Source organism: Streptomyces sp. CMB-StM0423 (assembly GCF_002847285.1).
Classification (GTDB): domain Bacteria; phylum Actinomycetota; class Actinomycetes; order Streptomycetales; family Streptomycetaceae; genus Streptomyces.
On the sequence record NZ_CP025407.1, the window covers coordinates 4,819,971 to 4,842,575 of the forward strand.

The following is a 22,605-nucleotide window of genomic DNA, read 5'->3' on the forward strand; positions in this document are numbered from 1 at the left end:
GGGTGCCCGGGGCGGGCTACGCCGCCCAGCCCCGCGGGGCCACCGCCGCCCAGGGGAGTGTCAGCTCGCCCTGGCGCCAGCGGCCCGGGCCGTCGGTCAGGGGCCAGTCCGCCGACAGGGCGTTCGCCGTACGGATCCAGCGCTGCCGGGCGCCGAGCGGGGCGTACGGGGCCGCCGTCGACCAGGCACGGTCGAAGTCGCGCAGGAACGCGTGCACCGGCTCGCCCGGGACGTTGCGGTGGATCAGCGCCTTCGGCAGCCGCTCCGCCAGGTCCGAGGGCGCGGCGAGGGTCGCCAGGTGGGCGGCGAAGGTGACGGTACGGGGGCCCTCGGGACCCAGCGCCACCCACACGTGCCGGCGGCCCGCCTCGTCGCACGTCCCCTCCACCAGCAGGCCGTCCGCGCCGAGCCGCGCCGTGAGCCGCGCCCACGCCGCCGGGACCTCCTCCTCGCCGTACTGGCGCAGCACGTTGGCCGCCCGGATCAGTGCCGGGCGGGCGCCGCCGGGCAGCGGGACCTCGAAGCCGCCGCGGAGGAACGTCAGCCCTTCGCGGGCGTACGGACGCGCCGCGGCCACCCGCTCCGGGTCGATCTCCACGCCCGCGACCTCGGCCCGCGGGCAGGCGGTGCGCAGCCGCTCCAGCAGTTCGACGGCGGTCCAGGGGGCGGCGCCGTACCCGAGGTCGACGGCGACGGCCCGGCCCTCGGTGCGCGCGGTGCGGCGCAGGGCGGTGCCGTGGGCGGCGGCGATCCAGCGGTCCATGCGGCGCAGCCGGTTGGGGTTGGTCGTCCCCCGGGTCGCGGACCCCACGGGCCGCGCGGACCGCGCCGGGGGCGCGGCCTGACCGGGCCGCTGCTGGGACACCATGCGTCCAGCGTACGAGCCCCCGACGACTTCCCGGCCGCGCGTGCGGGGCCGCGGCGGGTGGCTTCTTCGAGGGGGGTCGTGGACCCCGCGGGACCTTGCCGACCCCTGGGCGCGTTCCCACCGGGTGCCGGGTGCCGGGTGCCGGGTGCCGGGTGCCGGGTGCCGGGTGCCGGGTGCCGGGTGCCGGGCGCCCCGCCGCACCGCGTCAGCGCGGGATCCGTACGCCCGCCGCGCGCAGCTCCGTGATCAGTTCTCTGCGGTGCGGTGTGCGGAGTTGTGCCGCCTCGCCCGACCGCAGGTGGACGTCCACGCAGCCCTGCACCGGCCACGTCCCCGGCTGGTCCACCGCGCCCAGCAGCGCCGTCAGCGGGACGTCCAGCGCCGCGCCGTCCGCGCCGCGGAGGGCCAGCGCGGCCGGACCGGAACGGTGGGCTCTTCCGAGTGGCCGACGCTACCCGTGTGACGCATGGGGCTGCTACAGCGGTCTGGCGGACGATTCTTCAACGACGTTTTCTGCCGACCCCACGACCGCCGTGGTGGCCGAATCCGCCCCCGGCGCCCGGTCCTTGGCGGACTCCGCGCCGGGCTTCCCGGCCGCGTCACCCCCCGGCTTCCCCACCGGATCGACCACCGGCTCCACCACCGGGTCCTCCGTCGGCAGCCCGCGCATCAGCAGCCCGTACCCCGCCGCCGCCACCGTGCCCACCGCCGCGCACCCCGCCCACAGCCACTCCGCCCCGGCCGCGTCGATGACCCACCCGCCCAGCAGCGGCGCGGCCAGCGACGCGACGGCCCAGGACGTGGTGTACATGCCCTGGTACCGCCCGCGCCCGTGGACGGGGGAGAGACGGACGACGATGCTCGTCTGCGTCGGGGCGTTGACGATCTCGCCGAGCGTCCAGACGCAGACGACGAGCGCGTACACCGCGACGGACCCGGCGAAGACGTTGAGCCCGAACCCGTACCCCGCCAGCAGCGAGGAGACGATCAGCAGCATCCTCGGGTCGCGGTGCTCGATGAACCGGGTCACGGGTATCTGCATGACGACGATCAGCACGCCGTTCACGGCGATGGCGAGCCCGAAGTCCGAGCTGGAGAAGCCCTGGTCGCCCATCGCCACCGGCAGCGAGACGTACGCCTGCATGAAGATGAGCGCGATCAGGAACGACAGCCCGACAACCCCCATGAACCGCCCGTCGCGCACGACCGTGCCCAGGCTGACGGGGTCCGCCGCCTCGCCCGCCGCGCCCGCGGGGCGCTCCGGCCGGGACTCCGGGAGCTTGACGAAGACGAGGATCGCGCAGACGAGGGTCAGGGCGCCCTCGATGAGGAAACCGGCCCGGTAGCTGTACTCGGCGATGAAGCCGGCGCCGGCGGAGGAGATCGCGAAGCCCAGGTTGATCGCCCAGTAGTTGAGCGAGAAGGCCCGTACCCGGTCGGCGGGCGGGACGATGTCCGCCATCATCGCCTGCACCGCGGGCCGGGAGGCGTTGGACGCCATGCCGACGGCGAAGGCGACGGCGGGGATGGCCACGGGGTGGCTGGTGAAGCCGAGGACGGCGACGGTCACGGCGGTCGAGGACTGCGCGAGCATCAGCGTGGGGCGGCGCCCGAGGCGGTCGGCGAGCACGCCGCCGCCGAGCGAGGAGATCACGCCGCCGAGCCCGTAGAGCGCGGCGACCAGACCGGCGTACGAGGCGGAGTGGCCGCGCTCCTGCGTGAGGTAGAGGGCCATGAAGGTGGCGACGAAGCCGCCGAGCCGGTTCACGAGCGTGGACGTCCACAGCCACCAGAACTCGCGCGGCAGTCCTGAGACGGTCTCGCGGGCGGCACGTCCGATGCGGGTGACGGACACGACGGGACCCCCGGATGTAAGCGGCGCGATGGATGAGGGGATGTTACGAAGCGGGGGTGCCGTTTCGCCACCGGATTGACGGCTGCCGTCAATCCGGGGCCGCGGGGGAGGGGGCGGACCACTCGATTAGGCTCGGAGCCATGGCCGACGCACCGTACAAGCTGATCCTCCTCCGCCACGGAGAGAGCGACTGGAACGCCAAGAACCTGTTCACCGGCTGGGTGGACGTGAACCTCACCGACAAGGGCGAGAAGGAGGCGGTGCGCGGCGGCGAGCTGCTGCGCGAGGCCGGCTGGCTGCCGGACGTCGTCCACACGTCGCTGCTCAAGCGCGCCATCAGGACCGCGAACATGTCGCTGGCCGCCTGCGACCGGCACTGGATCCCGGTCGCCCGCTCCTGGCGGCTCAACGAGCGGCACTACGGCGCGCTGCAGGGCAAGGACAAGGCGCAGACGCTCGCCGAGTTCGGCGAGGAGCAGTTCATGACCTGGCGCCGCTCGTACGACACGCCCCCGCCGCCGATCTCCGACGACAGCGAGTTCTCGCAGGCGCACGACGCGCGCTACGCGCACATCCCCAGCGAGCTGCGGCCGAAGACCGAGTGCCTGAAGGACGTGCTGGAGCGGGCCCTGCCGTACTGGTACGACAGCATCGTGCCGGACCTCCAGGCCGGCCGGACGGTGCTCGTCGCGGCCCACGGCAACAGCCTGCGGGCGCTGGTCAAGCACCTCGACGGCATCCCCGACGAGGAGATCCCCGGCCTGAACATCCCCACCGGCATCCCGCTGGCGTACGAGCTGGACGCCGATCTCCGCCCGGTCGGCAGCGGCGGCACGTACCTCGACCCGGAGGCGGCGGCCTCGGCCATCCAGGCGGTCGCGAACCAGGGCAAGAAGTAGCGGCGCCCCCGGCGCACGTACACCGCAGCCCCTGCCCGGCGTCGTCAGGGCAGGGGCTGCGGGCGTCTCGTCGCAGGCGTCTTCCGGCGGCTCAGCGGCAGCTCCCGCCGCAGCTACACGACCCGCCCGATTTGCACCCGCAGGAGCAGCCGGAGCCGCACGAGCAGGCGCTGAGCTTCGGCAGCGGGGTCATCTTCGGGCGCATCCGCGGCGGCCGTGCCGTGGCGCGCGGGTCGGCACGGGTGCGGGAGGTGAACTCTTCCGGCATGCGGACCTCCTAGCGGGGGTGTTCCCTTCCACCAGGAGGCTGCCCCGGCGGCCGGGGCGCACATGCGGGCGCGCGGATGCATCTGCGGCCGTCGTACGGCCGTACGCCACGGAGGCCGCGCCCGGCGCGTGAGCCGCCCCCGAGCGCGCCCGGCGCGCGCGGGGGCCGCGCCCCCGCGCTCCGGTGGCTACGCCCCTACGCTCCTTCGATCGGTGCCGCGCTCAGCTCGTCGGCGTGCTCGCCGGTCACCAGGTAGACCACCCGGCCGGAGCAGGCCACGGCGTGATCGGCAAAGCGCTCGTAGTAGCGGCCGATCAGCGTCACGTCCACCGCGGTCTCGATGCCGTGCTTCCAGCGGTCGTCCATCAGGTGCTGGAAGATCTTGCGGTGCAGGTAGTCCATCCGATCGTCGTCCTGCTCCAGCTCCAGCGCCAGGTCGACGTTCTTGGTGGTGACGACCTCCGCGGTCTTCGCCATCAGCCGCTGCGCGAGCTGCCCCATCTCCAGGACGGTGGCGTGCAGGTCGTCGGGGATGCAGCGGCCGGGGTAGCGCAGCCGGGCGAGCTTGGCGACGTGCTTGGCCAGGTCGCCGGCGCGCTCCAGGTCGGCGCTCATCCGCAGCGACGTCACCACGATGCGCAGGTCCGTGGCCACGGGCTGCTGCCTGGCGAGCAACTGGATGGCCCGCGTCTCCAGCTCGCGCTGCAGGTCGTCCACCTTCTCGTCGCCCGCGATCACGCTCTCGGCGAGCTGCAGGTCGGCGTCGAGCAGGGCTGCCGTGGCACGGCCCATGGCGGAGCCGACCAGCCGGGCCATGTCGACAAGGCCCTCGCCGATCGAGTCGAGCTCCTCGTGGTAAGAGTCGCGCATCCCAGTGTCCCGTCCATCCTCTATGCCGATTTATGCAGCATCCACCATGCAGGGGACGATGCGCCACTTAGTGAATCGAGACCGACCTGAGAGTGAACTCTTGGCGACCAGTGTTCGAGCTGGCACCCGGATGGCTGTGGAAGGGGTGGGCGAGGTGCCTAACCTGGAGTCATGGACGTGAACGCGGCAGTCGCCGCAGCGGCAGCGATCGCCGGGCTGTGCACCGGCGTCATTGCCGTGCTCGCGTTCCGCTGGAGCGAGCGTGAGCAGGCCAGGCCGACGCGCACCTCGCTGCACACGGACGCGGTGCTGCCTCCCGGCGTGGACACCGTCCTGTCCGTCCTGCGCTCCTCCGCCGTCGTGCTCGACGAGGAAGACGCCGTCGTCAAGGCCAGCTCCGCGGCGTACGCCCTGGGACTGGTCCGCGGCGGCCGGCTGGCGGTGGAGCCGATGCTGGCCATGGCCCGCGACACCCGGCGCGACGGCGAGATACGGCAGGTGGAGCTGGACCTGCCCCGGCGCAGCGGCCGCGGCGAGGCGCTGGCGGTCTCCGCCCGCGTCGCCCCGCTCGGCTCCCGGCTGGTCCTGCTGCTCGTCGAGGACATGACCGAGGCGCGGCGCATCGAGGCCGTCCGCCGCGACTTCGTCGCGAACGTCAGCCACGAGCTGAAGACCCCGGTCGGCGCGCTGTCCCTGCTCTCCGAGGCGGTCATGGACGCCGCCGACGACCCCGAGGCCGTGGAGCGGTTCGCCGGCCGGATGCAGGGCGAGGCGACCCGGCTGACCAGCCTCGTCCAGGAGCTGATCGACCTCTCCCGGGTGCAGAACGACGACCCGCTGGAGGACGCCGAGCCCGTACGGGTCGACGAGCTGGTCGGCGAGGCCATAGAGCGGTGCCGGCAGCAGGCCGGTGCCAAGCAGATAACCATCGCCACCGGCGGCACGGCCGGACTCCACGTCTGGGGCCACCGCGGCCAGCTCGCCGCGGCCCTGGGCAACCTGGTGGAGAACGCCGTGAACTACAGCCCGGCCCGCACCAGGGTCGGCATCGCGGCCCGCCGGCTGCCCGCCCAGGGCGGCGACCTGATCGAGATCGCGGTCACCGACCAGGGCATCGGCATCTCCGAGAAAGACCGCGAGCGGGTCTTCGAGCGCTTCTACCGGGTCGACCCGGCGCGCTCGCGGGCCACCGGCGGGACCGGACTCGGTCTCGCCATCGTCAAGCACGTGGCCGCCTCGCACGGCGGGGAGGTCACGGTGTGGAGCGCTGAGGGCCAGGGCTCCACGTTCACCCTGCGGCTACCCGAAGCCGCACGTCCGAAGACCGGCCGGCCCGACACCGGCCGCAGCGGCGCTCTCATCGGCCCGGAGGACCTCGACGGCGAGGACCGGCTCCGGCTCGATGTGACCGACGCGTCAGACACAGCTCCGGAGGTCATTCCGTGACCCGTGTGCCCACCCCCCGGCGCGGCCCCACCCCCCGCCGCCCCGCCCCTCCCACTTCGTGCTGTCCGTCCCCCTCGGAGGTCAGAGCGTGACCCGGGTTCTCGTCGTCGAGGACGAAGAATCGTTCAGCGACGCACTGTCGTACATGCTCCGCAAGGAGGGCTTCGAGGTAGCCGTGGCCACCACGGGCCCCGAGGCGCTCGACGACTTCGACCGCAACGGCGCCGACCTGGTGCTGCTGGACCTCATGCTGCCGGGCCTGCCCGGCACCGAGGTGTGCCGCCAGTTGCGTGGCCGGTCCAACGTCCCGGTCATCATGGTGACCGCCAAGGACAGCGAGATCGACAAGGTCGTCGGCCTGGAAATAGGAGCCGACGACTACGTGACCAAACCCTTCTCCTCCCGGGAGCTGGTCGCCCGGATCCGCGCGGTCCTGCGCCGCCGCGGCGAACCGGAGGAGGCGGAACCGGCGGCCCTGGAGGTCGGCCCGGTCCGGATGGACGTCGACCGGCACGTGGTGACGGTCGCCGGCGACAAGGTCGACCTGCCGCTGAAGGAGTTCGACCTGCTGGAGATGCTGCTGCGCAACGCCGGCCGCGTGCTGACCCGGATGCAGCTCATCGACCGGGTCTGGGGCGCCGACTACGTCGGCGACACCAAGACCCTCGACGTCCACGTCAAGCGGCTGCGCGCGAAGATCGAGCCCGATCCGGGCGCGCCGCGGTATCTGGTGACGGTCCGCGGCCTGGGCTACAAGTTCGAGCCGTAGACGGGCCGGTGCGGCGGGTGCGCGTGTGCGTCCGCCGTACGGAACGGAAGGGCACCCGGCCCCGGCGCGCGGCAGCGCCGGGGCGCCGGGGCGTGACCGCGCTGCCGCGCGCCCGGGGCGTACCGCCTACTGCCCGGTGACCGGGCTCTCCGAGGACGTCGCGCCTTCGGTGCCGTCCGTGCCGTCGGTCGCGTTCTCCGTGGCACCCGCGTCCGTGCCCGCCTCCGGCGAGGCGCCGTCGGTGGCGTCCGTGCCCTCGGTGCCGCCCTCCGTGCCCTCGGTGGCGTCCGTGCCCGTGCCCGTACCAGCGTCCTCGCCGGGCTCGGCGTCCGGGGAGGACGTCCCGGTCTCCACCGGGGTCGGCGTCGGGGTCGCGGCCCAGGGCGCGTACTCACCCTCGTCGGCGACGATGAACGCGGCGAGTCGTACCTCGCCCTCCTGGCTGAACTCGAAGGCGAGCTTCTTCGTCGCGCCGTGCCCGGCGTCGTGCCCGTCGGGCAGCACCGCCGAGGCGTGGCCCTCGCCGCCCAGCATCACCGAGCCGCCCGCCGGCACCACCACGCCGCCCCGGCCGTTCTTGCCGGACAGCTCCAGTTCCTGGCCGCCGTCCGCGAGCGTCAGCCGCTCCAGCGTCTGGTCCCGGTCGCCGTTGTTGAAGATCCGCGCGGAGACCGCGGCCGGACCGTCGGCCTCGTCCGCCGGGGTGATGACCACCGCGTTCAGGATCTTGATGCTGCCCGCGGTGACCCGCGCGTTGTCGGGGTTGATCTTCAGGGTCTCGGCGTTGTTGCCCGCCCCGCACGCGGTGAGGGCGGCGAGCGAGAGAGCGAGGGCGGTCGCGGCGAGCGTGCCGCGTCGAATGCTGCTGCTGCTCACGGCGGCGGCATCTCCTTGGACGTGAGGGCCGGTTGGCTCGGGTGCGGTGACGGTGGTGCTGGGGGGAACAGTACCGACCCCCTTCTGGGGGCACGGACCCGACCCGCCCTCTCGCGTCCCGGCGCGCCTTCGTTCACCTTCGGCGTACGGCCGTGCTAATGCCCGGCAATATTCGCGTGGGAAGGGGTGTTGGAAGAAGCACGGGAACACGGGCGGAGGGAGAACGGGGATATCGATCACAGCCCGCGTGATCAATTCAGGGAATCCGGCCGGATTCGTTCGTGATCGGCCGAACGGAGCAGTACGACTTCACCGGCCGACTCCGACAAATCGGGACGATCGTCGCCCTGTCGAACCTTCCGGCGGCAGGTAACCTTCGCGTTTCGAGTTTCCGGCAGGGGCGGTCCGACCTGCGGAAACCATGATTCCGGCGGCGGGCGAAGCACGTTCCAGGGTCGATTGTCAAGCCCCGAGACGGGCCCTGACCTGCGAAAACGCCATTCAGAAGCGGCCTGGGCCGTGTTACCCTGGATAGCCACGGAAGGGGTACCTGTCACATGACGTTCAAGGTTGGCGACACCGTGGTCTATCCCCATCACGGGGCCGCGCTGATTGAGGCCATCGAAACTCGCCAGATCAAAGGTGTGGACAAGACCTACTTGGTGCTGAAAGTCGCGCAGGGCGACTTGACGGTGCGCGTGCCGGCGGACAATGCCGAGTTCGTCGGGGTACGCGATGTGGTGGGCCAGGAAGGGTTGGAGCGGGTCTTCGAGGTGCTGCGTGCACCGTATGCGGAAGAGCCCACCAACTGGTCCCGGCGGTACAAGGCGAACCTGGAGAAGCTCGCTTCGGGCGACGTGATCAAGGTCGCGGAGGTCGTCCGGGATCTGTGGCGCCGGGAGCGCGAGCGCGGTCTCTCCGCAGGGGAGAAGCGGATGCTCGCCAAGGCCCGCCAGATCCTGGTGAGCGAGCTGGCGCTGTGTGAGAGCACGAACGAGGACAAGGCGGAAGCGCTGCTCGACGAGGTGCTGGCGTCCTGAACGGTGCCTGACACGCCTCACGTCACGTCGGCGGTGCCCCGTGGGGCGCCGTAGCCGTGACGGCTGCGGCATCGCCCGGTTTCCGGGTGCCGCCGCGGCTGCCCGGTGAGGTGGTCATGCCCTGTTCGGCGCCGGGTTCCACCGGTGCCGCCGTCTCGGCACCGGTACGGTGCCGGGTTGTCCGGTTCCGGCCGTCGTCGGCGTTCGCCGGTGGCGTGTGTCGTCGCACGCGCGCGCCCCGTCGAGCCGCCGTGTCGCGGTGTCGTTCCGGATGCCGCTGCCGACGCCGGTGTCCCGGCGCTGCCCGGTCACGTCCTTCGTGGTCCGTCCGTTTGTCCCCGCTCGTCCTTTCACGTCCGTCCGACGGCCTGAAAGCGTGCCGGGTTTCGGGGGGCAGCCGTAGGCTCCCGCGCCGCGCGTGCGTATGCTCGCGTGCGGCGCGCCGGGCCGACGGCTGTCCCGCTGTCATGTGGACAACCGTGCCGGGCCCGGGTAGCTGCTGCGACCATGTGCGTCACGGAAGGGGGTCGTCAGCGAGCTCCGCGGTGGGGGCACGAAGCACGTGCCCGGCACGCTTTTGGCCATACCCATGTCGTCCAAGGACACAAACCTGAACACCGCAATGTCTCCGTCAGGCACGTCCGACTCGCCCGCCGCGTCCGTACGGACCCGGCCCGGCCACTCGGAACCGTCAGGTCCGTACAGATGCGCCGCGGTGATCCCCGCCGCCGGCCGCGGAGTACGGCTCGGCCCGGGCGCGCCCAAGGCCCTGCGCGCCCTCGGCGGTACGCCGATGCTCGTGCACGCCGTACGCGCCCTCTCCCGCGCCCGCGCGGTGTCCCTCGTGGTCGTCGTCGGCCCGCCGGAGGAGGCGGCGCAGGTGCGCACCCTGCTCGACGACCACCTGGAGCACCTCGACTCGACCGAGATCGTCGTCGTCCCGGGCGGCGACACCCGCCAGGACTCCGTACGCCTCGGGCTGGCCGCGCTCCCCGACGACGTCGACGTCGTGCTCGTGCACGACGCCGCCCGCCCGCTGGTCCCGGTGGACACCGTGGAGGCCGTCGCCGCCGCGGTACGGGCCGGGGCGCCCGCCGTCGTACCGGCGCTCCCCGTCACCGACACCGTCAAGCAGGTCGTGCCCGGCGGCGAGCCGGGCCGCCCGGAGCCGGTCGTCGCCACCCCCGAGCGGGCCGCGCTGCGCGCGGTGCAGACCCCGCAGGGCTTCGACCGCCGGGTGCTCACCGAGGCCCACGAGAAGGTGCCCGCCGCCGGCGAGGGCGCCACGGACGACGCCGGCATGGTCGAGCGGCTGGGCGTCGAGGTCGTGCTCGTACCCGGGCACGAGGAGGCGTTCAAGGTGACGCGGCCGCTGGACATGGTGCTGGCCGAGGCCGTACTGGCGCGCAGGAGGGCGACGGATGCCTTCTGACACGAACGATCCCGCCGGCCTGCCCGGAGCCGGCGGCGGGGCCGGTACGGCCGGTGCGTACGGCGTGCTGCCGCGCATCGGCGTCGGCACCGACGTGCACGCCTTCGCGGAGGGGCGCGAGCTGTGGTGCGCGGGGCTGCTCTGGGAGGGCGAGAGCCACGGCCTCGACGGCCACTCCGACGGCGACGTCGCCGCGCACGCCGCCTGCGACGCGCTCTTCTCCGCGGCCGGCCTCGGCGACCTCGGCGCGCACTTCGGCACCGGCCGCCCCGAGTGGTCCGGCGCCGCGGGCGTCGCGCTGCTGGGCGAGGCGGCCCGTATCGTGCGCGCGTCCGGCTTCCACATCGGCAACGTCGCGATCCAGGTGATCGGCGTCCGGCCGAAGATCGGCAAGCGGCGGGCGGAGGCCCAGGAGGCGCTGTCGGCCGCGGCCGGGGCGCCGGTGTCGGTCTCCGGCACGACGACCGACGGCCTCGGGCTCACCGGCCGTGGCGAGGGCCTGGCGGCGATCGCCACCGCGCTCCTGCTGCCGCCGGCCGGGTGACGGGGGCTTCCGGGCGGGTGACGCGGGCTCCGCGCCGCCGCGCGGAAGGTCCGCGGCGGGTTGGTTGTTGGGTACCCAGGTAGTGCCCTACGTGCGTGAAACCCGAGGAGTCCCTACCGTGTCTGTCGCCCTCTCCGCCAACCTCAAGCAGGTACTCGACGGCCAGGTCTTCATCACCGTCGCCACCGTTCAGCCCGACGGCGCCCCGCAGGCATCGCCCGTCTGGGTGAAGCGCGACGGCGACGACCTGCTGTTCTCCACCACCGCCGAGCGCGTCAAGGCCCGTAACCTGAACCGCGATCCGCGGATCAGCGTCGTCGTGATCGACCCGGCGGCCCCGTACAACTACGCCCAGGTGCGCGGCACCGCCAGCGTCACCACGGAGGGCGGCCGGGAGCTGATCGACGAGCTGTCGGTGAAGTACACGGGCAAGGACTACGACACCTTCAGCGGCGGCCGCGCCGGGGACGGTACGCGGGTGGTCGTGCGCGTCACCCCGGAGACGATCTCGGGCCAGGGAAACCTGCACTGAGCGAGGCCGCCCGCGGCGTGGGGCGGCGGTCCGCCCCACGCCAGGCCGTCAGTGGTGCGGCCTACCCTGGGGCGGGCGTGCGGGGGACGTGCGGGCACGTGAGGGGGACGTGGGCCGGCGGTCGGGCCGGCTCCGGTGTCGGTGGCGCGGCCTACCCTTGGGCGGGAGTGCGGGAGAGGTTCGGGAGGGACGGTCGGGGGGAGCCGGGCGGGGCGCGGGCCCGGGGCGGGCTTCGGGGCGTCTATCCGCGGGCTGCGGCCATCGGGGTGTCCCGGTCCTACTACCCTTGAGGGGTGACCATTCGCCTGTACGACACCAGCACCCGGCAGATCCGTGACTTCACCCCGATCGTCCCGGGTTGCGTCTCGATCTACCTGTGCGGCGCCACCGTGCAGGCCGCCCCCCACATCGGCCACATCCGGTCGGGGCTCGACTTCGACATCCTGCGCCGCTGGCTCATCCACCGCGGCTACGACGTGACGTTCATCCGCAACGTCACCGACATCGACGACAAGATCATCTCCAAGTCCGCGGACCAGGGCCGCCCCTGGTGGGCCATCGGGTACGAGAACGAGCGCGCCTTCAACGACGGCTACGAGGCGCTCGGCTGCCTCCCGCCCACGTACGAGCCGCGCGCCACCGGGCACGTACCCGAGATGATCGAGATGATGCGCGCCCTCATCGAGTCCGGGCACGCCTACGCCGCCGACGGCAACGTCTACTTCGACGTGCGCTCGTACCCCGACTACCTCGCCCTGTCCAACCAGGAGCTGGACAACCTCCGTCAGCCCGAGGGTGAGGGCGAGACCGGCAAGCGCGACCAGCGGGACTTCGCCATGTGGAAGGCCGCCAAGCCGGGCGAGCCGTCCTGGGAGACCCCCTGGGGCCGCGGCCGGCCCGGCTGGCACCTGGAGTGCTCGGCCATGGCCCACAAGTACCTGGGCTCCCGCTTCGACATCCACGGCGGCGGCATCGACCTCGTCTTCCCGCACCACGAGAACGAGATCGCGCAGTCCAAGACCTTCGGCGACGAGTTCGCCGACTACTGGCTGCACAATGCCTGGGTGACCATGAGCGGCGAGAAGATGAGCAAGTCGCTCGGCAACTCGGTGCTCATCTCCGAGATGGTCAAGCGCTGGCGCCCCATCGTCCTGCGCTACTACCTGGGCACCCCGCACTACCGCTCCACCATCGAGTACAGCGAGGAGGCCCTGCGCGAGGCCGAGTCCGCGTTCGCGCGCATCGAGGGCTTCGTGCAGCGTGTAGTCGAAAAGGCAGGCGGGCCCGTCGCGCCGGCCGCGGACGTGCCGCCCGCGTTCGCCGAGGCGATGGACGACGACCTCGGGGTGCCGCAGGCGCTCGCCGTCGTGCACACCACCGTCCGGCAGGGCAACGCCGCCCTGTCCGCCGACGACAAGGAAGCCGCCGTCGCCCGCCTGGCCGAGGTGCGTGCCATGCTGGGCGTGCTCGGCCTCGACCCGCTCGACCCGCAGTGGACGGGGGCCGGTGCCGCCGACCGCGGCGCGGATCTGCACGGGGCCGTGGACACGCTCGTCCGGCTGGTGCTGGAGCAGCGCGAGGCGGCGCGGGCGCGCAAGGACTACGCCGCCGCGGACGCCATCCGCGACCAGCTCCAGCAGTCGGGCCTCGCCATCGAGGACACCCCGGACGGGCCGCGCTGGACGCTCTGCTGACCGGCGGAGCAGGGCGGACGAGCCCCGTTGTGCCGCCCGGCGGGCCGGGCGGCACACTCATGACGTAGAGAACGACGATCGCAGAAGCAGGTGGAGCTCCCATGGCCGGGAACAGTCAGCGCCGAGGCCGCAGAACGGCGAGCAAGAAGGGGGCGACCAAGGGCAGCGGCGGCAAGGGCCGCCGGTCCCTCCAGGGCAAGGGGCCGACGCCGCCCGCCGACCAGCGCCCCGGGCACGCCAAGGCGCGCGCCGCCAACGCGCGCTCGAAGAGGGCCGCCACCGCCCGCCCGGCCGCGAAGCGCCGCGGCGGGAAGGGCAGCAGCGAGCTGGTCGTCGGGCGCAATTCGGTGTACGAGGCGCTGCGCGACGGCGTGCCCGCCACGACGCTGTACGTCCAGCAGTACGTCGACAGCGACGACCGCGTACGCGCCGCCCTCCAGCTCGCCGGCGACCGCGGCGACGTCCACCTCATGGAGGCGCCGCGCCCCGAGCTGGACCGGATGACGGACGGCCTGAACCACCAGGGCCTGGTGCTCCAGGTCCCGCCCTACGAGTATGCCCACCCCGAGGACCTGCTCGACGCCGCCGCGGAGGACGCCGAGGACCTGCTGACCGTTGCCCTCGACGGGGTCACCGACCCGCGCAACCTCGGCGCCGTGGTCCGCTCCGTCTCCGCCTTCGGCGGCCACGGCGTCGTCATCCCGGAGCGCCGGGCGGCGGGCATGACCGCGGGCGCGTGGAAGTCCTCCGCGGGCACGGCGGCGCGCACCCCGGTGGCGCGGGCGACGAACCTGACGCGCGCGCTGGAGGCATACCAGAAGGCCGGCGTGATGGTCGTCGGGCTCGCGGCGGACGGCGAGGTCGAGCTGCCGGATCTGGACCTGCTGGACGGCCCGGTGTGCATCGTGGTCGGCAGCGAGGGCAAGGGCCTGTCGCGGCTGGTGGGGGAGACGTGCGACGTACGGGTACGGATCCCGATGCCCGGCGGCGCGGAGTCGCTGAACGCGGGCGTCGCGGCCGGTGTGGTGCTGTACGAGGCGGCGCGCCGGCGGGCGTGACCGCCGTACGGGACGGCGCGCGGCGAATCGGAACGAGCCCCTGCGAACGGTGTGTTTGACCGGCCTCCGACACAAAAGGGTTGTGTCAGGCAGTGTCTTCATGGCGCGTCACTCGGTTAGTGGAGCGTGGACACCAGAACACCGCCCACCCCCACGGGTGGTAGCGCCCAGGAACCCGAGGACACCGGCCGGCTGACGATGGTGCGGGTGCCGAGCGAGCCCACCCGGATCAACGTCGACAACCCCAGTTTCCGGGTGCGGCTCGGGCCCTCGTCCCGCCGCACGCTCGCCGCGGCGGGTGCGCCGCTGTACGGGGGCGGCGGGTACGAGCCCGCCCTCGTCGGCGCGGGCGCGGGCGCCGGGGCGGTGGGCGCCGGGGCCGGGCGGCGGCGGGTGCCCGTGGTGTGGACCGGGCGCGTCGATGACACCGCAGCGGGGCGGCTGCTCCAGGCCATCCCCCGGGGCGACGCGGTACCGCACCCCGCGGGCGGCGCCGACGCGGCGCCGACGCAGCTCCTGCCCCGCTACGACGGCGCCACGCAGGTGCTCCCGCCCCTCGACGACGCCACCCACCGGCTGCCCCGCATCGACGGCTCAGGCATGCCGCACGGGGCGGCCGGCGACGCGACGCAGGTGATCCCGCGCATTCCGGAGCCCGCCGGCCCGTACGAGCCGGGCGGCCCCGGGGCGTACGGCCCGGCGGACGGCCCGTACGACGACGGGCGGGGCGGCCACGACGGGCGGGGCGGCCACGACGGGCCGTACGGCCTCTACGCCGAGCCGGGCGGAGCCGGAGCCGATCCCGACGGCGGCCCCGACGACGGCCGCCGCACCCAGCGCCACGGCGCCGACCCCGTGCGGCACGCCTACTACCCCGGGCGCCGGATGAACCTCGGCGTCGTCCTGCTGCCCCTGCGCATCGTCCTCGGCCTCGTCTCCCTCTACGCCGGCATGGGCAAGCTCAGCGACCCGCTGTTCTTCGACGGCGGCGAGCACGGCTCGATGCGGAGCTGGCTGGAGCGGATGGACCCGTGGTTCGTCGCCAGGCCGCTCTACGACTTCGGGCTCGCGCACCCCGTCGGCACCGGGCTGACGGTGGCATTCCTCCAGATCATCGTCGGCGTGCTGACGATCTGCGGGCTGTGGCAGCGGCTCGCGGCGGCCCTCGGCGGGCTGCTCGCGCTCGGGCTGCTGGTGACGGTGGCGTGGCAGACGTCCTCCGCGTACGACGCGACGGACGCCCTGTTCCTCGCCGCCTGGTCCCCGCTCGTGATCGCGGGCGCCCCCGTGTACTCCCTCGACGCCCGGCTCGCCGGCGAGGCGTGGCGGACGCTGGGGCCGCGCTCGGAGCTGTGGGAGCTGCGCCGCCGGGTGCTGCGCCGCGGGACGGTGCTGGCCACGGTGATCGTGGGGCTCGCGCTGCTGGTCGGGTCGATGCTGGGGGCGGCGGTGCGGTCGTCGAGCACGGTACGGGTACCGGGCCCCGACGAGCCGCCGGTCAACCACCTGCCGGGCACCCCGCTGCCCGCCACGCCGGGCGGCAAGGCCCGGGGCGGCGACGCGGGTTCCGCGACCCCGTCGCGGGACGGCTCCGCGGAGCCGGGCGGCGAGGCGTCCTCCCCCGGTGCGGCGGGCGAGCCGGGTACGGAGGAGGCGGGTCCGGCGACGGAGTCGCGCAGCGTCCCCCCGGAGCAGCAGCCGGCGGCGCCCCCGGCGTCGCAGCAGGCGCCGCCCCCGTCCGCCGAGAACCCGGCGCCGCCGCCCTCCGGCACGGGTTCCGGCACGGGCTCCGGCACGGACCCGGCACCGGGCGCGGGCGCGCCGGAGGCGGGTGCCGACGGTGCGGGGAGCACGGGCGGCGGCGGCTCGCCGGGCGGCGGGTCGACGGGCGGTGGCGAGGAGAAGCCGAAGGGCCTGGTCGGCGGACTGCTGGGGTAGCCGCGGGCCCGCGGGCCGGGGCCGTCCTCCGCGATACGGAGGGGGTCCCGGCCCGTACGCGTGGGGGGCGCGGCGCACGTGCGGCAGCGGACACGTACCGCCAGGGGCCCGTGCCCGTACGCGAAGGCAGCGCCCGGTCCGTACCGACGCCGGGCCCCGCCCCTAACCCCGGCGCAGTTCCTTCGCCGCCTCCGTCAGGTCCTTCGCCGTGTCGATCGCCCGCCAGTACGCCCCTTGCGGCAGCGGGAAGCCCGCCAGCCGGCGCTCCCGCGCCAGCCGCGGGAACGTCGTGCGCTCGTGGTCGCCGCGCTCCGGCAGCAGGCCGCGGAAGGCGGCGGAGAAGACGTACACCCCCGCGTTGATCAGATACGGCGACGGCGGCGCCTCGATGAAGTCGATGACGTGCCCGAACTGGTCCGTCTCCACCGCGCCCCACGGCATGTGCGGCCGCGCCAGCGCCAGCGTGGCGTCCGCGCCCCGCTCGTGGTGGAACGCGGCCATCGCGGCCAGCGAGAACCGGGTCCAGATGTCGCCGTTCGTCGCGTACCACGGCTCGTCGGGCCGCGGCAGCGACGCCGCCGCGAACTTCAGCCCGCCGCCGCGCCCCAGCGGCTCCTTCTCGACCACGCAGCTCACCTTCAGCGGCAGCTCCGTGGCGTCCAGCCAGTCCATCAGCACCTCGGCGAGATGCCCGCAGGACACCACCGCGTCGGTGACGCCCTCGGCCGCCAGCCACGCCAGTTGGTGCCCGATGATGGGCACGCCGGTGCCGGGGATCTCGACCATCGGCTTGGGGCGGTCGTCGGTGTACGGACGAAGCCGTGACCCCTGCCCCCCGGCAAGGACCACGGCTTGAGTGGGTAGTGCTGCGGCTGCGGTCATACCCCGCACCCTAACCGGCCGGTAGCAAGGGTCCGCGGGTGCGGGGCCCTCTGCTCCCGGCCGGTGGCGGACGTCCCTACTGGGCCGTGACGACCCCGGACGCGAACGCGGTGTCGCACACCGGGCGCGAGAACGATTGCGCGCGGGCGACCCCGTACTTGGCGACCGCCGCCTCGCCCAGCGCGCGGGCGAGGCCGACGCAGTGCCGCGCGAGTGACGGCCGGGCGTGCACCTCGCGCTGCAACTGCGTGAGCGCGGCACCCGGGTCCTTCTCCTGCAACTCGGCGATCAGCCGGTCCCGTAGCACCTCATGCGGGGCGCGGGCGCCGGACTTGGCCGCGGCGCTCTCCGCGGAGGCGCTGAGCATCCGGGCGTCGGTGGAGGGCGAGGCCCAGGGGACGGTGGCGACCGCGAGCGTACCCGACAGAACGAGTACGACGGGGAGGACGAATGCGATGGTTCTGCCGATACGGCGGGCTGCCTGTTTCACGAGGGCGATCGTAGCGATCGGTAGTGATTTGGCGACATTGAGTCACCCTAACGAGCGCGGTTGGGCGGGAAATTCGAATTCCGTGTTGACGTGGACGTCGAACGAAGTGGCGGACTTTCCGACGTACTTGCCGTTACGCGAGGTATTCGGCGCCGGAAACGCGCAACGGCGCCGCAGCCTTGAGAGGGCTGCGGCGCCGTTGCGTAGGAACTGCCCGGCGGTATCGCTCAGTCGGTCGGTCAGTCGCTGAGGCGCGCGCCGGTGGAGGTGGAGAACACGTGCGTCTCGCCGGAGCGCGGGACGATGTGGAGCGTGGAGCCCTTGTCCGGCACGGCGCGGCCGGAGACGCGGACGACCAGGTCCTTGTCCTCGCCGCCGACGTTCGCGGAACCGTAGACGTAGGCGTCGGCGCCCAGCTCCTCGACGACGTTGACCGTGACCGGCAGACCGGCCGGGGCGCCGTCCTTCTCCTTCGACAGGCTCTTGTCCGCGGGCGTGTCGCCGTTGGCGATCTCGAAGTGCTCGGGGCGGACGCCGACCGTGACGGTGCGGTCGCCCTTGTCGGCGGCGGCGGCCAGGGCCTCGCGGCTGACGGGCACGACGCTGTTGCCGAACTTGACGCCGCCGTCGGTGATCGGCACCTCGACGAGGTTCATCGCGGGGGAGCCGATGAAGCCGGCGACGAACAGGTTCTCCGGCTTGTCGTACATCTCGCGCGGGGTGGCCACCTGCTGGAGCAGGCCGTCCTTGAGCACCGCGACCCGGTCGCCCATGGTCATGGCCTCGACCTGGTCGTGGGTGACGTACACGGTGGTGACGCCGAGGCGGCGCTGCAGGCCGGCGATCTGCGTACGGGTCTGGACGCGGAGCTTGGCGTCGAGGTTCGACAGCGGCTCGTCCATGAGGAACACCTGCGGCTCGCGGACGATCGCGCGCCCCATCGCGACACGCTGCCGCTGACCGCCGGAGAGCGCCTTCGGCTTGCGGCCGAGGTACTCGGTGAGGTCGAGGATCTTGGCGGCGTCCTCGACCTTCTGCCGGATCTCGGTCTTCGGCACGCCGGCGATCTTGAGCGCGAAGCCCATGTTGTCGGCGACGGTCATGTGCGGGTACAGCGCGTAGTTCTGGAACACCATGGCGATGTCCCGGTCCTTCGGGGGCAGGTGGGTGACGTCGCGGTCGCCGATGTGGATGGTGCCGGAGTTCACGTCCTCCAGACCCGCGAGCATCCGCAGGGAGGTGGACTTGCCGCAGCCGGAGGGGCCGACCAGGACGAGGAACTCACCGTCCGCGATGGAGATCTCCAGCTCGCTGACCGCGGGCTTTTCTGAGCCGGGGTAGACCCGGGTGGCCTTGTCGAACGCAACCGTTGCCATGGTGTTTCCCTTCACCGGCAGGAACGTGCCGGACGATCCGAGTAAAGGATGTGGTCCAGTCCACTGAGTGAACCTTGGCGCCGACCGTACCTGCCGGTCAGGCCCCTTGTCACCACCTGGAAGGTCCCGAAAACGCATCACCGCGCCACTCGACGCCCCGGTTACACTTCACGGGCGCGCCTCCTTAGCTCAGCCGGTCAGAGCAACGCTCTTGTAAAGCGTAGGTCGTCGGTTCGAATCCGACAGGGGGCTCCAGAGGAGACCTGACCTGGGGATCTGGGCCCAGGTGTTGCCCTGAAGGCGACGCCCGTGCGCCGTACGGCGCACTCCCCGCACCCGGGATGGTCCCGCGCTCGGCATCCGCCGCGAGTTGCCCCGGGTGTGCTCCCCGCGGCCCCGGGGTTCCCTGTCGCCCATCTGGCCGCCAGCCCTCCTGACCTGCACCTCTCCGTTCGTCTGCCCGCGGCGAAATGCGGAGGCGGCGCCACCGTCCCGCGTGCGATTCTTGTACGCCGATGAGTTCCGGCGTGCCCGCCGGTCTGCCTTGGTGGAACGACCGAGCCATCCAGTCCGCGGCCCCCGGCTGCGAGGTGACTGTGATCAGGAACCCCAGCGAGGAGCTGTCATGCGAGTGGCCATAACGAAACGTTTCTCCGCAGATGAAGCGGCCGAGGGGCGGACCCCCACCGTCGTGCGGCTGCTGGTTCTGGCGACGTTCGTGGTGATCCTCAACGAGACCATCATGATCAACGCCATCCCGCGGCTCATGGAGTCCATGGACGTCACCGAGCAGGCGGCGCAGTGGGTGTCCACCGCGTTCATGCTCACCATGGCCACCGTGATCCCCGTCACGGGCTGGTTCCTCCAGCGGGTCACGACCCGCCGCGCGTACGCCGTCGCCATGAGCACCTTCCTCCTCGGCACCGTCATTTCGGCCGTCGCGCCGACTTTCGCCGTACTGCTCGCCGGCCGGATCGTGCAGGCCGCCGGGACCGCCGTGATGATGCCGCTGCTCATGACCACCCTCATGGCGGTGGTGCCCGCGGAGCACCTCGGCAAGGTGATGGGCCACGTCACCCTCGCGATGTCCACCGCCCCCGCGCTCGGCCCGACGGTGTCCGGGGTGATCCTCCAGGCCGGCTCGTGGCGGCTGCTCTTCGTCGTAGTGCTGCCGATCGCGGCGCTGGTCGCCGTCTTCGGGCTGCGCAAGCTGGAGAACGTCGGTGAGCCGCAGGTCAGCTCCATCGACTGGGCCAGCGTCGGCGTGGCGACCCTCGGCTTCGGCGGTCTGGTGTACGGGCTGAGTCTCATCGGCGAGCACGACCGCAGGAGCACCGGCATCGGCATCGCCGTGGCCGGCCTCGTGGCCATCGGCCTCTTCGCCTTCCGCCAGCTCCGGCTGCAGCGCACGGGCACCCCGCTGATGGACCTGCGGACCCTGCGGTACGGGGCCTTCACCCGGTCGCTGGCCGTCATGTCCGTCGGCTTCCTGGCGATGATGGGCTCGATGATCCTGCTGCCGCTGTACCTGCAGAACGTCCGCGGCCTCAGCCCTCTGGAGACCGGCCTGCTGGTCATGCCGGGCGGTCTGGCGATGGGTCTGCTGGGCCCGACGGTCGGCAAGGCGTTCGACCGCTTCGGCAGCCGCGGACTGGTGGTGCCGGGCTCGGCCGGCATCGCGGTGGCCCTCTTCGGCTACACGCAGATCTCCACGACCACCCCGTACGGGCTCATCCTCGTGCTGCACGTGATCCTCATGGCCAGCCTGGCGGCGACCTTCACTCCGGTCTTCACCCTCGGCATGGGCGCGCTGCCGCCCCACCTGTACTCGTACGGCAGCTCCATCCTCGGCACCCTGCAGCAGGTCGCGGCGGCGTTCGGGACGGCGCTGGTGGTGACGGTGATGTCGTCGCGCGCCACGAGTCTGGTGGATGACGGCATGGCCCCGATCCCCGCCCAGGTCAGCGGCATGAAGCTGGCCTTCGGCGTGGCGGCGGCCCTGGCCGTGGTGATGATCGCCCTGGCCGCCACCCTCCCCCGCCGGGTCGAGACCCCGCCTGCCGACGAGGCCGCGGAGTCCACCCCCGAGGCGGACGCGGAGCCCGCCTCCGGCGAGCGCGTCACCGCCTAGACCCGATCCGGCGCGCGGCCGCCGTCCGGTCCTGAGCGGTCACCCCCGGCGGCACCGGCGCTCATCTGGCGTCGTCCGAGAGGGCCCCGTACAGGAAGACCTCCACCAGCTCCCGCGGGGTCAGGTCGGTCTCGTCCGCGGTACGCGGCTGGGTGAAGAGCAGTCCGAAGAAGAGGGCCGCGATCTGCTCCGGCGGCCGGCGCAGGGCGGCCCTGTCGGGCTCCAGCAGCTCCGCGAGGGCCGCGCGGATACGGGTCGTCGACTCGTGCCGGCCCGCGCCGCGCACCGTGCCGGGGTGCTTGCCGCCGCGATGACCCAGCGAGCCGGCGATCGCGCCCATCCTGGACATGTGCGCCTCCAGCGCCTCGGCGGCCTCCGCGAGCCGGGCGGGCAGCGGTTGGGAGAGGTCGATCGCGTCGAGCTCGCGGACGGCGTGCTCGGGGGAGAGCGCCTCGGCCATGCAGGCGTTCAGCAACTCGTCCTTGTCGGCGAAGACCCGGAAGATCGTGCCCTCGCCGATGCCCGCGGCGCGGGCGATCTTCGCGGTCGTCACCGCGGCGCCGTACTCGGTGATCAGCGGGATGGCGGTCTGGATGATCATTTCGCGGCGCTGCTCCGGCGACATGGCGGGGGCGCGGCGGCGGGCGCTCTGGTTCTCCTTCGGTGTGGTCATATCCCCGAGCGTACGGAGTGAGTACTCACTCCGTCAATGAGTGAGTACTCACTCCGCGCTGTCTGGAGCACCGGAGCTGACCCAGGAACCCGCCGGGGGCGGTCGGGCGTCAGTCTTCATGCGGGACGTGGCGTAGCCGGAGAAGGGGTGGTCCGGGTGGATCCGGTTTCTGTGGGGCTGCTGGTGGCGCTGGCCGGTGGGGCCGGGGGTGAGATCGGGCGGGATGCCTGGGCCGGTCTGGTGCGGCTGGTGCGGATGCCGTTCCGGCGCGACGGCGGGGGCGACGCCGGCGGCGGCTCCGCCGAGGCGGAGCTGACGCGGCTCGCCGAGGAGCCCACCGACGAGGCGCGGGCGCAGGCGCTGAGTACGGCGCTGGCCGTACGGGCCGCGCTGGACGGGGAGTTCCGGGCCGCGCTGCGGACCTGGCACGAGGAACTGCCCCCGCTGCCGGGCGACGGCGCCGACTCGGTGAGCAACAGCGTCAGCGGCCAGGTCTGGAACGGCCCCGTCGTCCAGGGGCGCGACTTCCACGCCGCCCAGGGCATCCACATCGAGTCGGGCCCCCCGCCGCCCGATCGCCCTCAGCGGTAGCAGTACGAGTCCGACGAGGGGTCTCCGCCCTGCAGATGCGTCTGGTGGACGCGGCGGCCCCGGAAGTCCGCGCCGTGCGGGAAGAACCGGTGGTCCACCGTCAGCCCGCCCGCCGCCGGGTCGGTGTCCAGCTTGATCAGCCACGGCTCCACGCCGTCCGGGTGGAACTGGTCGTCCCAGGAGCCGTAGAGGGAGTTCGTCAGGTACACGCGCCGCCCGTCTTGCGGCGTCCCGGCGGTGATGCCGCCGAGGCGGGCGGAGGCCGTGCGGCGAGGGTGGAAGGGGTCGCTCACGTCGTACTGCAGCAGCTCGCCCGTGCCCCACGCCCTCCTCCACCATCGACGGCGCCCCACTCGCTAGGCGCGCAGCACCG

General features: G+C 73.1%; 22 protein-coding genes and 1 tRNA gene. 13 read left to right on the plus strand and 10 right to left on the minus strand.

Annotated elements, in window-relative coordinates; translation table 11 throughout:
* Positions 1-16: 16 nt before the first annotated feature.
* The 3 genes from CXR04_RS21050 to CXR04_RS21060 all read right to left on the minus strand — a co-directional run bounded on the left by CXR04_RS21050 (position 17) and on the right by CXR04_RS21060 (position 2,723).
* Entirely contained in the window at positions 17-868 is an 852-nt protein-coding gene (locus CXR04_RS21050) for an SAM-dependent methyltransferase (protein ID WP_101423883.1), read from the minus strand.
* A gap of 205 nt (positions 869-1,073) precedes the next feature.
* Positions 1,074-1,214, minus strand: a complete 141-nt coding sequence (locus tag CXR04_RS35295; RefSeq protein ID WP_199850499.1) for a hypothetical protein — start codon at positions 1,212-1,214, stop codon at positions 1,074-1,076.
* A 129-nt stretch (positions 1,215-1,343) separates the two neighbouring features.
* On the minus strand, positions 1,344-2,723 hold the full coding sequence (locus tag CXR04_RS21060) for an MDR family MFS transporter (protein ID WP_234380378.1): 1,380 nt from the start codon (positions 2,721-2,723) through the stop codon (positions 1,344-1,346).
* 140 nt (positions 2,724-2,863) lie between these two features.
* Between CXR04_RS21060 and CXR04_RS21065 the strand changes: the two genes are divergently transcribed.
* The gene (locus tag CXR04_RS21065) at positions 2,864-3,622 is read left to right on the plus strand and encodes a phosphoglyceromutase (RefSeq protein WP_101423885.1); all 759 of its coding nucleotides are present in this window, start codon (positions 2,864-2,866) and stop codon (positions 3,620-3,622) included.
* 463 nt (positions 3,623-4,085) lie between these two features.
* Here CXR04_RS21065 and phoU read toward each other — a convergent pair whose 3' ends face one another.
* Positions 4,086-4,760, minus strand: a complete 675-nt coding sequence (phoU, locus tag CXR04_RS21070; RefSeq protein ID WP_101423886.1) for a phosphate signaling complex protein PhoU — start codon at positions 4,758-4,760, stop codon at positions 4,086-4,088.
* A gap of 171 nt (positions 4,761-4,931) precedes the next feature.
* On the opposite strand from phoU, the gene CXR04_RS21075 reads away from it, so the two are divergent.
* The gene (locus CXR04_RS21075; protein WP_101423887.1) at positions 4,932-6,206 is read left to right on the plus strand and encodes a sensor histidine kinase; all 1,275 of its coding nucleotides are present in this window, start codon (positions 4,932-4,934) and stop codon (positions 6,204-6,206) included.
* An 88-nt stretch (positions 6,207-6,294) separates the two neighbouring features.
* The gene (locus CXR04_RS21080; protein ID WP_047016404.1) at positions 6,295-6,975 is read left to right on the plus strand and encodes a response regulator transcription factor; all 681 of its coding nucleotides are present in this window, start codon (positions 6,295-6,297) and stop codon (positions 6,973-6,975) included.
* A 126-nt stretch (positions 6,976-7,101) separates the two neighbouring features.
* Here the strand turns inward: CXR04_RS21080 and CXR04_RS21085 are convergent, their stop codons facing one another.
* Positions 7,102-7,851 (minus strand): hypothetical protein, encoded by a 750-nt coding sequence (locus CXR04_RS21085; protein ID WP_101423888.1) that lies wholly within the window; start codon positions 7,849-7,851, stop codon positions 7,102-7,104.
* Between the two features lie 557 nt (positions 7,852-8,408).
* On the opposite strand from CXR04_RS21085, the gene CXR04_RS21095 reads away from it, so the two are divergent.
* From CXR04_RS21095 to CXR04_RS21125, 7 genes are all read left to right on the plus strand, one after another.
* Positions 8,409-8,891, plus strand: coding sequence for a CarD family transcriptional regulator (locus CXR04_RS21095; protein ID WP_018836077.1), 483 nt, complete (start codon positions 8,409-8,411; stop codon positions 8,889-8,891).
* 622 nt (positions 8,892-9,513) lie between these two features.
* The gene (ispD, locus tag CXR04_RS21100; RefSeq protein ID WP_101423890.1) at positions 9,514-10,323 is read left to right on the plus strand and encodes a 2-C-methyl-D-erythritol 4-phosphate cytidylyltransferase; all 810 of its coding nucleotides are present in this window, start codon (positions 9,514-9,516) and stop codon (positions 10,321-10,323) included.
* Positions 10,313-10,867, plus strand: coding sequence for a 2-C-methyl-D-erythritol 2,4-cyclodiphosphate synthase (ispF, locus tag CXR04_RS21105; protein WP_234380379.1), 555 nt, complete (start codon positions 10,313-10,315; stop codon positions 10,865-10,867). The genes ispD and ispF overlap by 11 nt, the downstream gene beginning before the upstream one ends.
* Before the next feature lie 118 nt (positions 10,868-10,985).
* Complete coding sequence (locus CXR04_RS21110; protein ID WP_101423891.1) at positions 10,986-11,399, plus strand: PPOX class F420-dependent oxidoreductase; 414 nt, start codon at positions 10,986-10,988, stop codon at positions 11,397-11,399.
* Between the two features lie 293 nt (positions 11,400-11,692).
* On the plus strand, positions 11,693-13,093 hold the full coding sequence (gene cysS, locus CXR04_RS21115) for a cysteine--tRNA ligase (protein ID WP_101423892.1): 1,401 nt from the start codon (positions 11,693-11,695) through the stop codon (positions 13,091-13,093).
* A gap of 101 nt (positions 13,094-13,194) precedes the next feature.
* The gene (gene rlmB, locus CXR04_RS21120) at positions 13,195-14,151 is read left to right on the plus strand and encodes a 23S rRNA (guanosine(2251)-2'-O)-methyltransferase RlmB (RefSeq protein WP_101423893.1); all 957 of its coding nucleotides are present in this window, start codon (positions 13,195-13,197) and stop codon (positions 14,149-14,151) included.
* A 198-nt stretch (positions 14,152-14,349) separates the two neighbouring features.
* Positions 14,350-16,089: a DoxX family membrane protein gene (locus CXR04_RS21125; RefSeq protein WP_101423894.1), complete on the plus strand. Its 1,740-nt coding sequence runs from the start codon at positions 14,350-14,352 to the stop codon at positions 16,087-16,089.
* Positions 16,090-16,251: 162 nt separating this feature from the next.
* Here the strand turns inward: CXR04_RS21125 and CXR04_RS21130 are convergent, their stop codons facing one another.
* From CXR04_RS21130 to CXR04_RS21140, 3 genes are all read right to left on the minus strand, one after another.
* Complete coding sequence (locus CXR04_RS21130; protein ID WP_101423895.1) at positions 16,252-16,971, minus strand: nucleotidyltransferase family protein; 720 nt, start codon at positions 16,969-16,971, stop codon at positions 16,252-16,254.
* A 76-nt stretch (positions 16,972-17,047) separates the two neighbouring features.
* Positions 17,048-17,461 carry a hypothetical protein gene (locus tag CXR04_RS21135; protein WP_101423896.1) on the minus strand — a complete coding sequence of 138 codons (414 nt, stop codon included), beginning with the start codon at positions 17,459-17,461 and terminating at the stop codon, positions 17,048-17,050.
* Between the two features lie 239 nt (positions 17,462-17,700).
* Positions 17,701-18,837, minus strand: a complete 1,137-nt coding sequence (locus CXR04_RS21140; RefSeq protein WP_101423897.1) for an ABC transporter ATP-binding protein — start codon at positions 18,835-18,837, stop codon at positions 17,701-17,703.
* A gap of 178 nt (positions 18,838-19,015) precedes the next feature.
* Here CXR04_RS21140 and CXR04_RS21145 point away from each other — a divergent pair.
* Both CXR04_RS21145 and CXR04_RS21150 read left to right on the plus strand, forming a co-directional pair.
* A tRNA-Thr gene (locus CXR04_RS21145) sits at positions 19,016-19,092 on the plus strand.
* Between the two features lie 370 nt (positions 19,093-19,462).
* Positions 19,463-20,968, plus strand: coding sequence for an MDR family MFS transporter (locus tag CXR04_RS21150; RefSeq protein ID WP_101423898.1), 1,506 nt, complete (start codon positions 19,463-19,465; stop codon positions 20,966-20,968).
* Between the two features lie 61 nt (positions 20,969-21,029).
* Here the strand turns inward: CXR04_RS21150 and CXR04_RS21155 are convergent, their stop codons facing one another.
* Entirely contained in the window at positions 21,030-21,641 is a 612-nt protein-coding gene (locus CXR04_RS21155) for a TetR/AcrR family transcriptional regulator (RefSeq protein WP_101423899.1), read from the minus strand.
* Between the two features lie 156 nt (positions 21,642-21,797).
* Here CXR04_RS21155 and CXR04_RS21160 point away from each other — a divergent pair, with 156 nt between their 5' ends.
* Entirely contained in the window at positions 21,798-22,232 is a 435-nt protein-coding gene (locus CXR04_RS21160) for a hypothetical protein (RefSeq protein WP_234380380.1), read from the plus strand.
* Here CXR04_RS21160 and CXR04_RS21165 read toward each other — a convergent pair.
* Positions 22,223-22,585 carry a selenium-binding protein SBP56-related protein gene (locus CXR04_RS21165; RefSeq protein ID WP_267898200.1) on the minus strand — a complete coding sequence of 121 codons (363 nt, stop codon included), beginning with the start codon at positions 22,583-22,585 and terminating at the stop codon, positions 22,223-22,225. The genes CXR04_RS21160 and CXR04_RS21165 overlap by 10 nt on opposite strands.
* Positions 22,586-22,605: the final 20 nt, after the last annotated feature.

Coding starts and splice junctions, on each gene's coding strand:
- CXR04_RS21050 (WP_101423883.1), bottom strand. CDS start 868: ATGGTGTCCCAGCAGCGGCCCGGTCAGGCCGCGCCCCCGGCGCGGTCC.
- CXR04_RS21065 (WP_101423885.1), top strand. CDS start 2,864: ATGGCCGACGCACCGTACAAGCTGATCCTCCTCCGCCACGGAGAGAGC.
- phoU (WP_101423886.1), bottom strand. CDS start 4,760: ATGCGCGACTCTTACCACGAGGAGCTCGACTCGATCGGCGAGGGCCTT.
- CXR04_RS21075 (WP_101423887.1), top strand. CDS start 4,932: ATGGACGTGAACGCGGCAGTCGCCGCAGCGGCAGCGATCGCCGGGCTG.
- CXR04_RS21095 (WP_018836077.1), top strand. CDS start 8,409: ATGACGTTCAAGGTTGGCGACACCGTGGTCTATCCCCATCACGGGGCC.
- ispD (WP_101423890.1), top strand. CDS start 9,514: ATGTCTCCGTCAGGCACGTCCGACTCGCCCGCCGCGTCCGTACGGACC.
- ispF (WP_234380379.1), top strand. CDS start 10,313: ATGCCTTCTGACACGAACGATCCCGCCGGCCTGCCCGGAGCCGGCGGC.
- rlmB (WP_101423893.1), top strand. CDS start 13,195: ATGGCCGGGAACAGTCAGCGCCGAGGCCGCAGAACGGCGAGCAAGAAG.
- CXR04_RS21125 (WP_101423894.1), top strand. CDS start 14,350: ATGGTGCGGGTGCCGAGCGAGCCCACCCGGATCAACGTCGACAACCCC.
- CXR04_RS21130 (WP_101423895.1), bottom strand. CDS start 16,971: ATGACCGCAGCCGCAGCACTACCCACTCAAGCCGTGGTCCTTGCCGGG.
- CXR04_RS21140 (WP_101423897.1), bottom strand. CDS start 18,837: ATGGCAACGGTTGCGTTCGACAAGGCCACCCGGGTCTACCCCGGCTCA.
- CXR04_RS21150 (WP_101423898.1), top strand. CDS start 19,463: ATGCGAGTGGCCATAACGAAACGTTTCTCCGCAGATGAAGCGGCCGAG.
- CXR04_RS21155 (WP_101423899.1), bottom strand. CDS start 21,641: ATGACCACACCGAAGGAGAACCAGAGCGCCCGCCGCCGCGCCCCCGCC.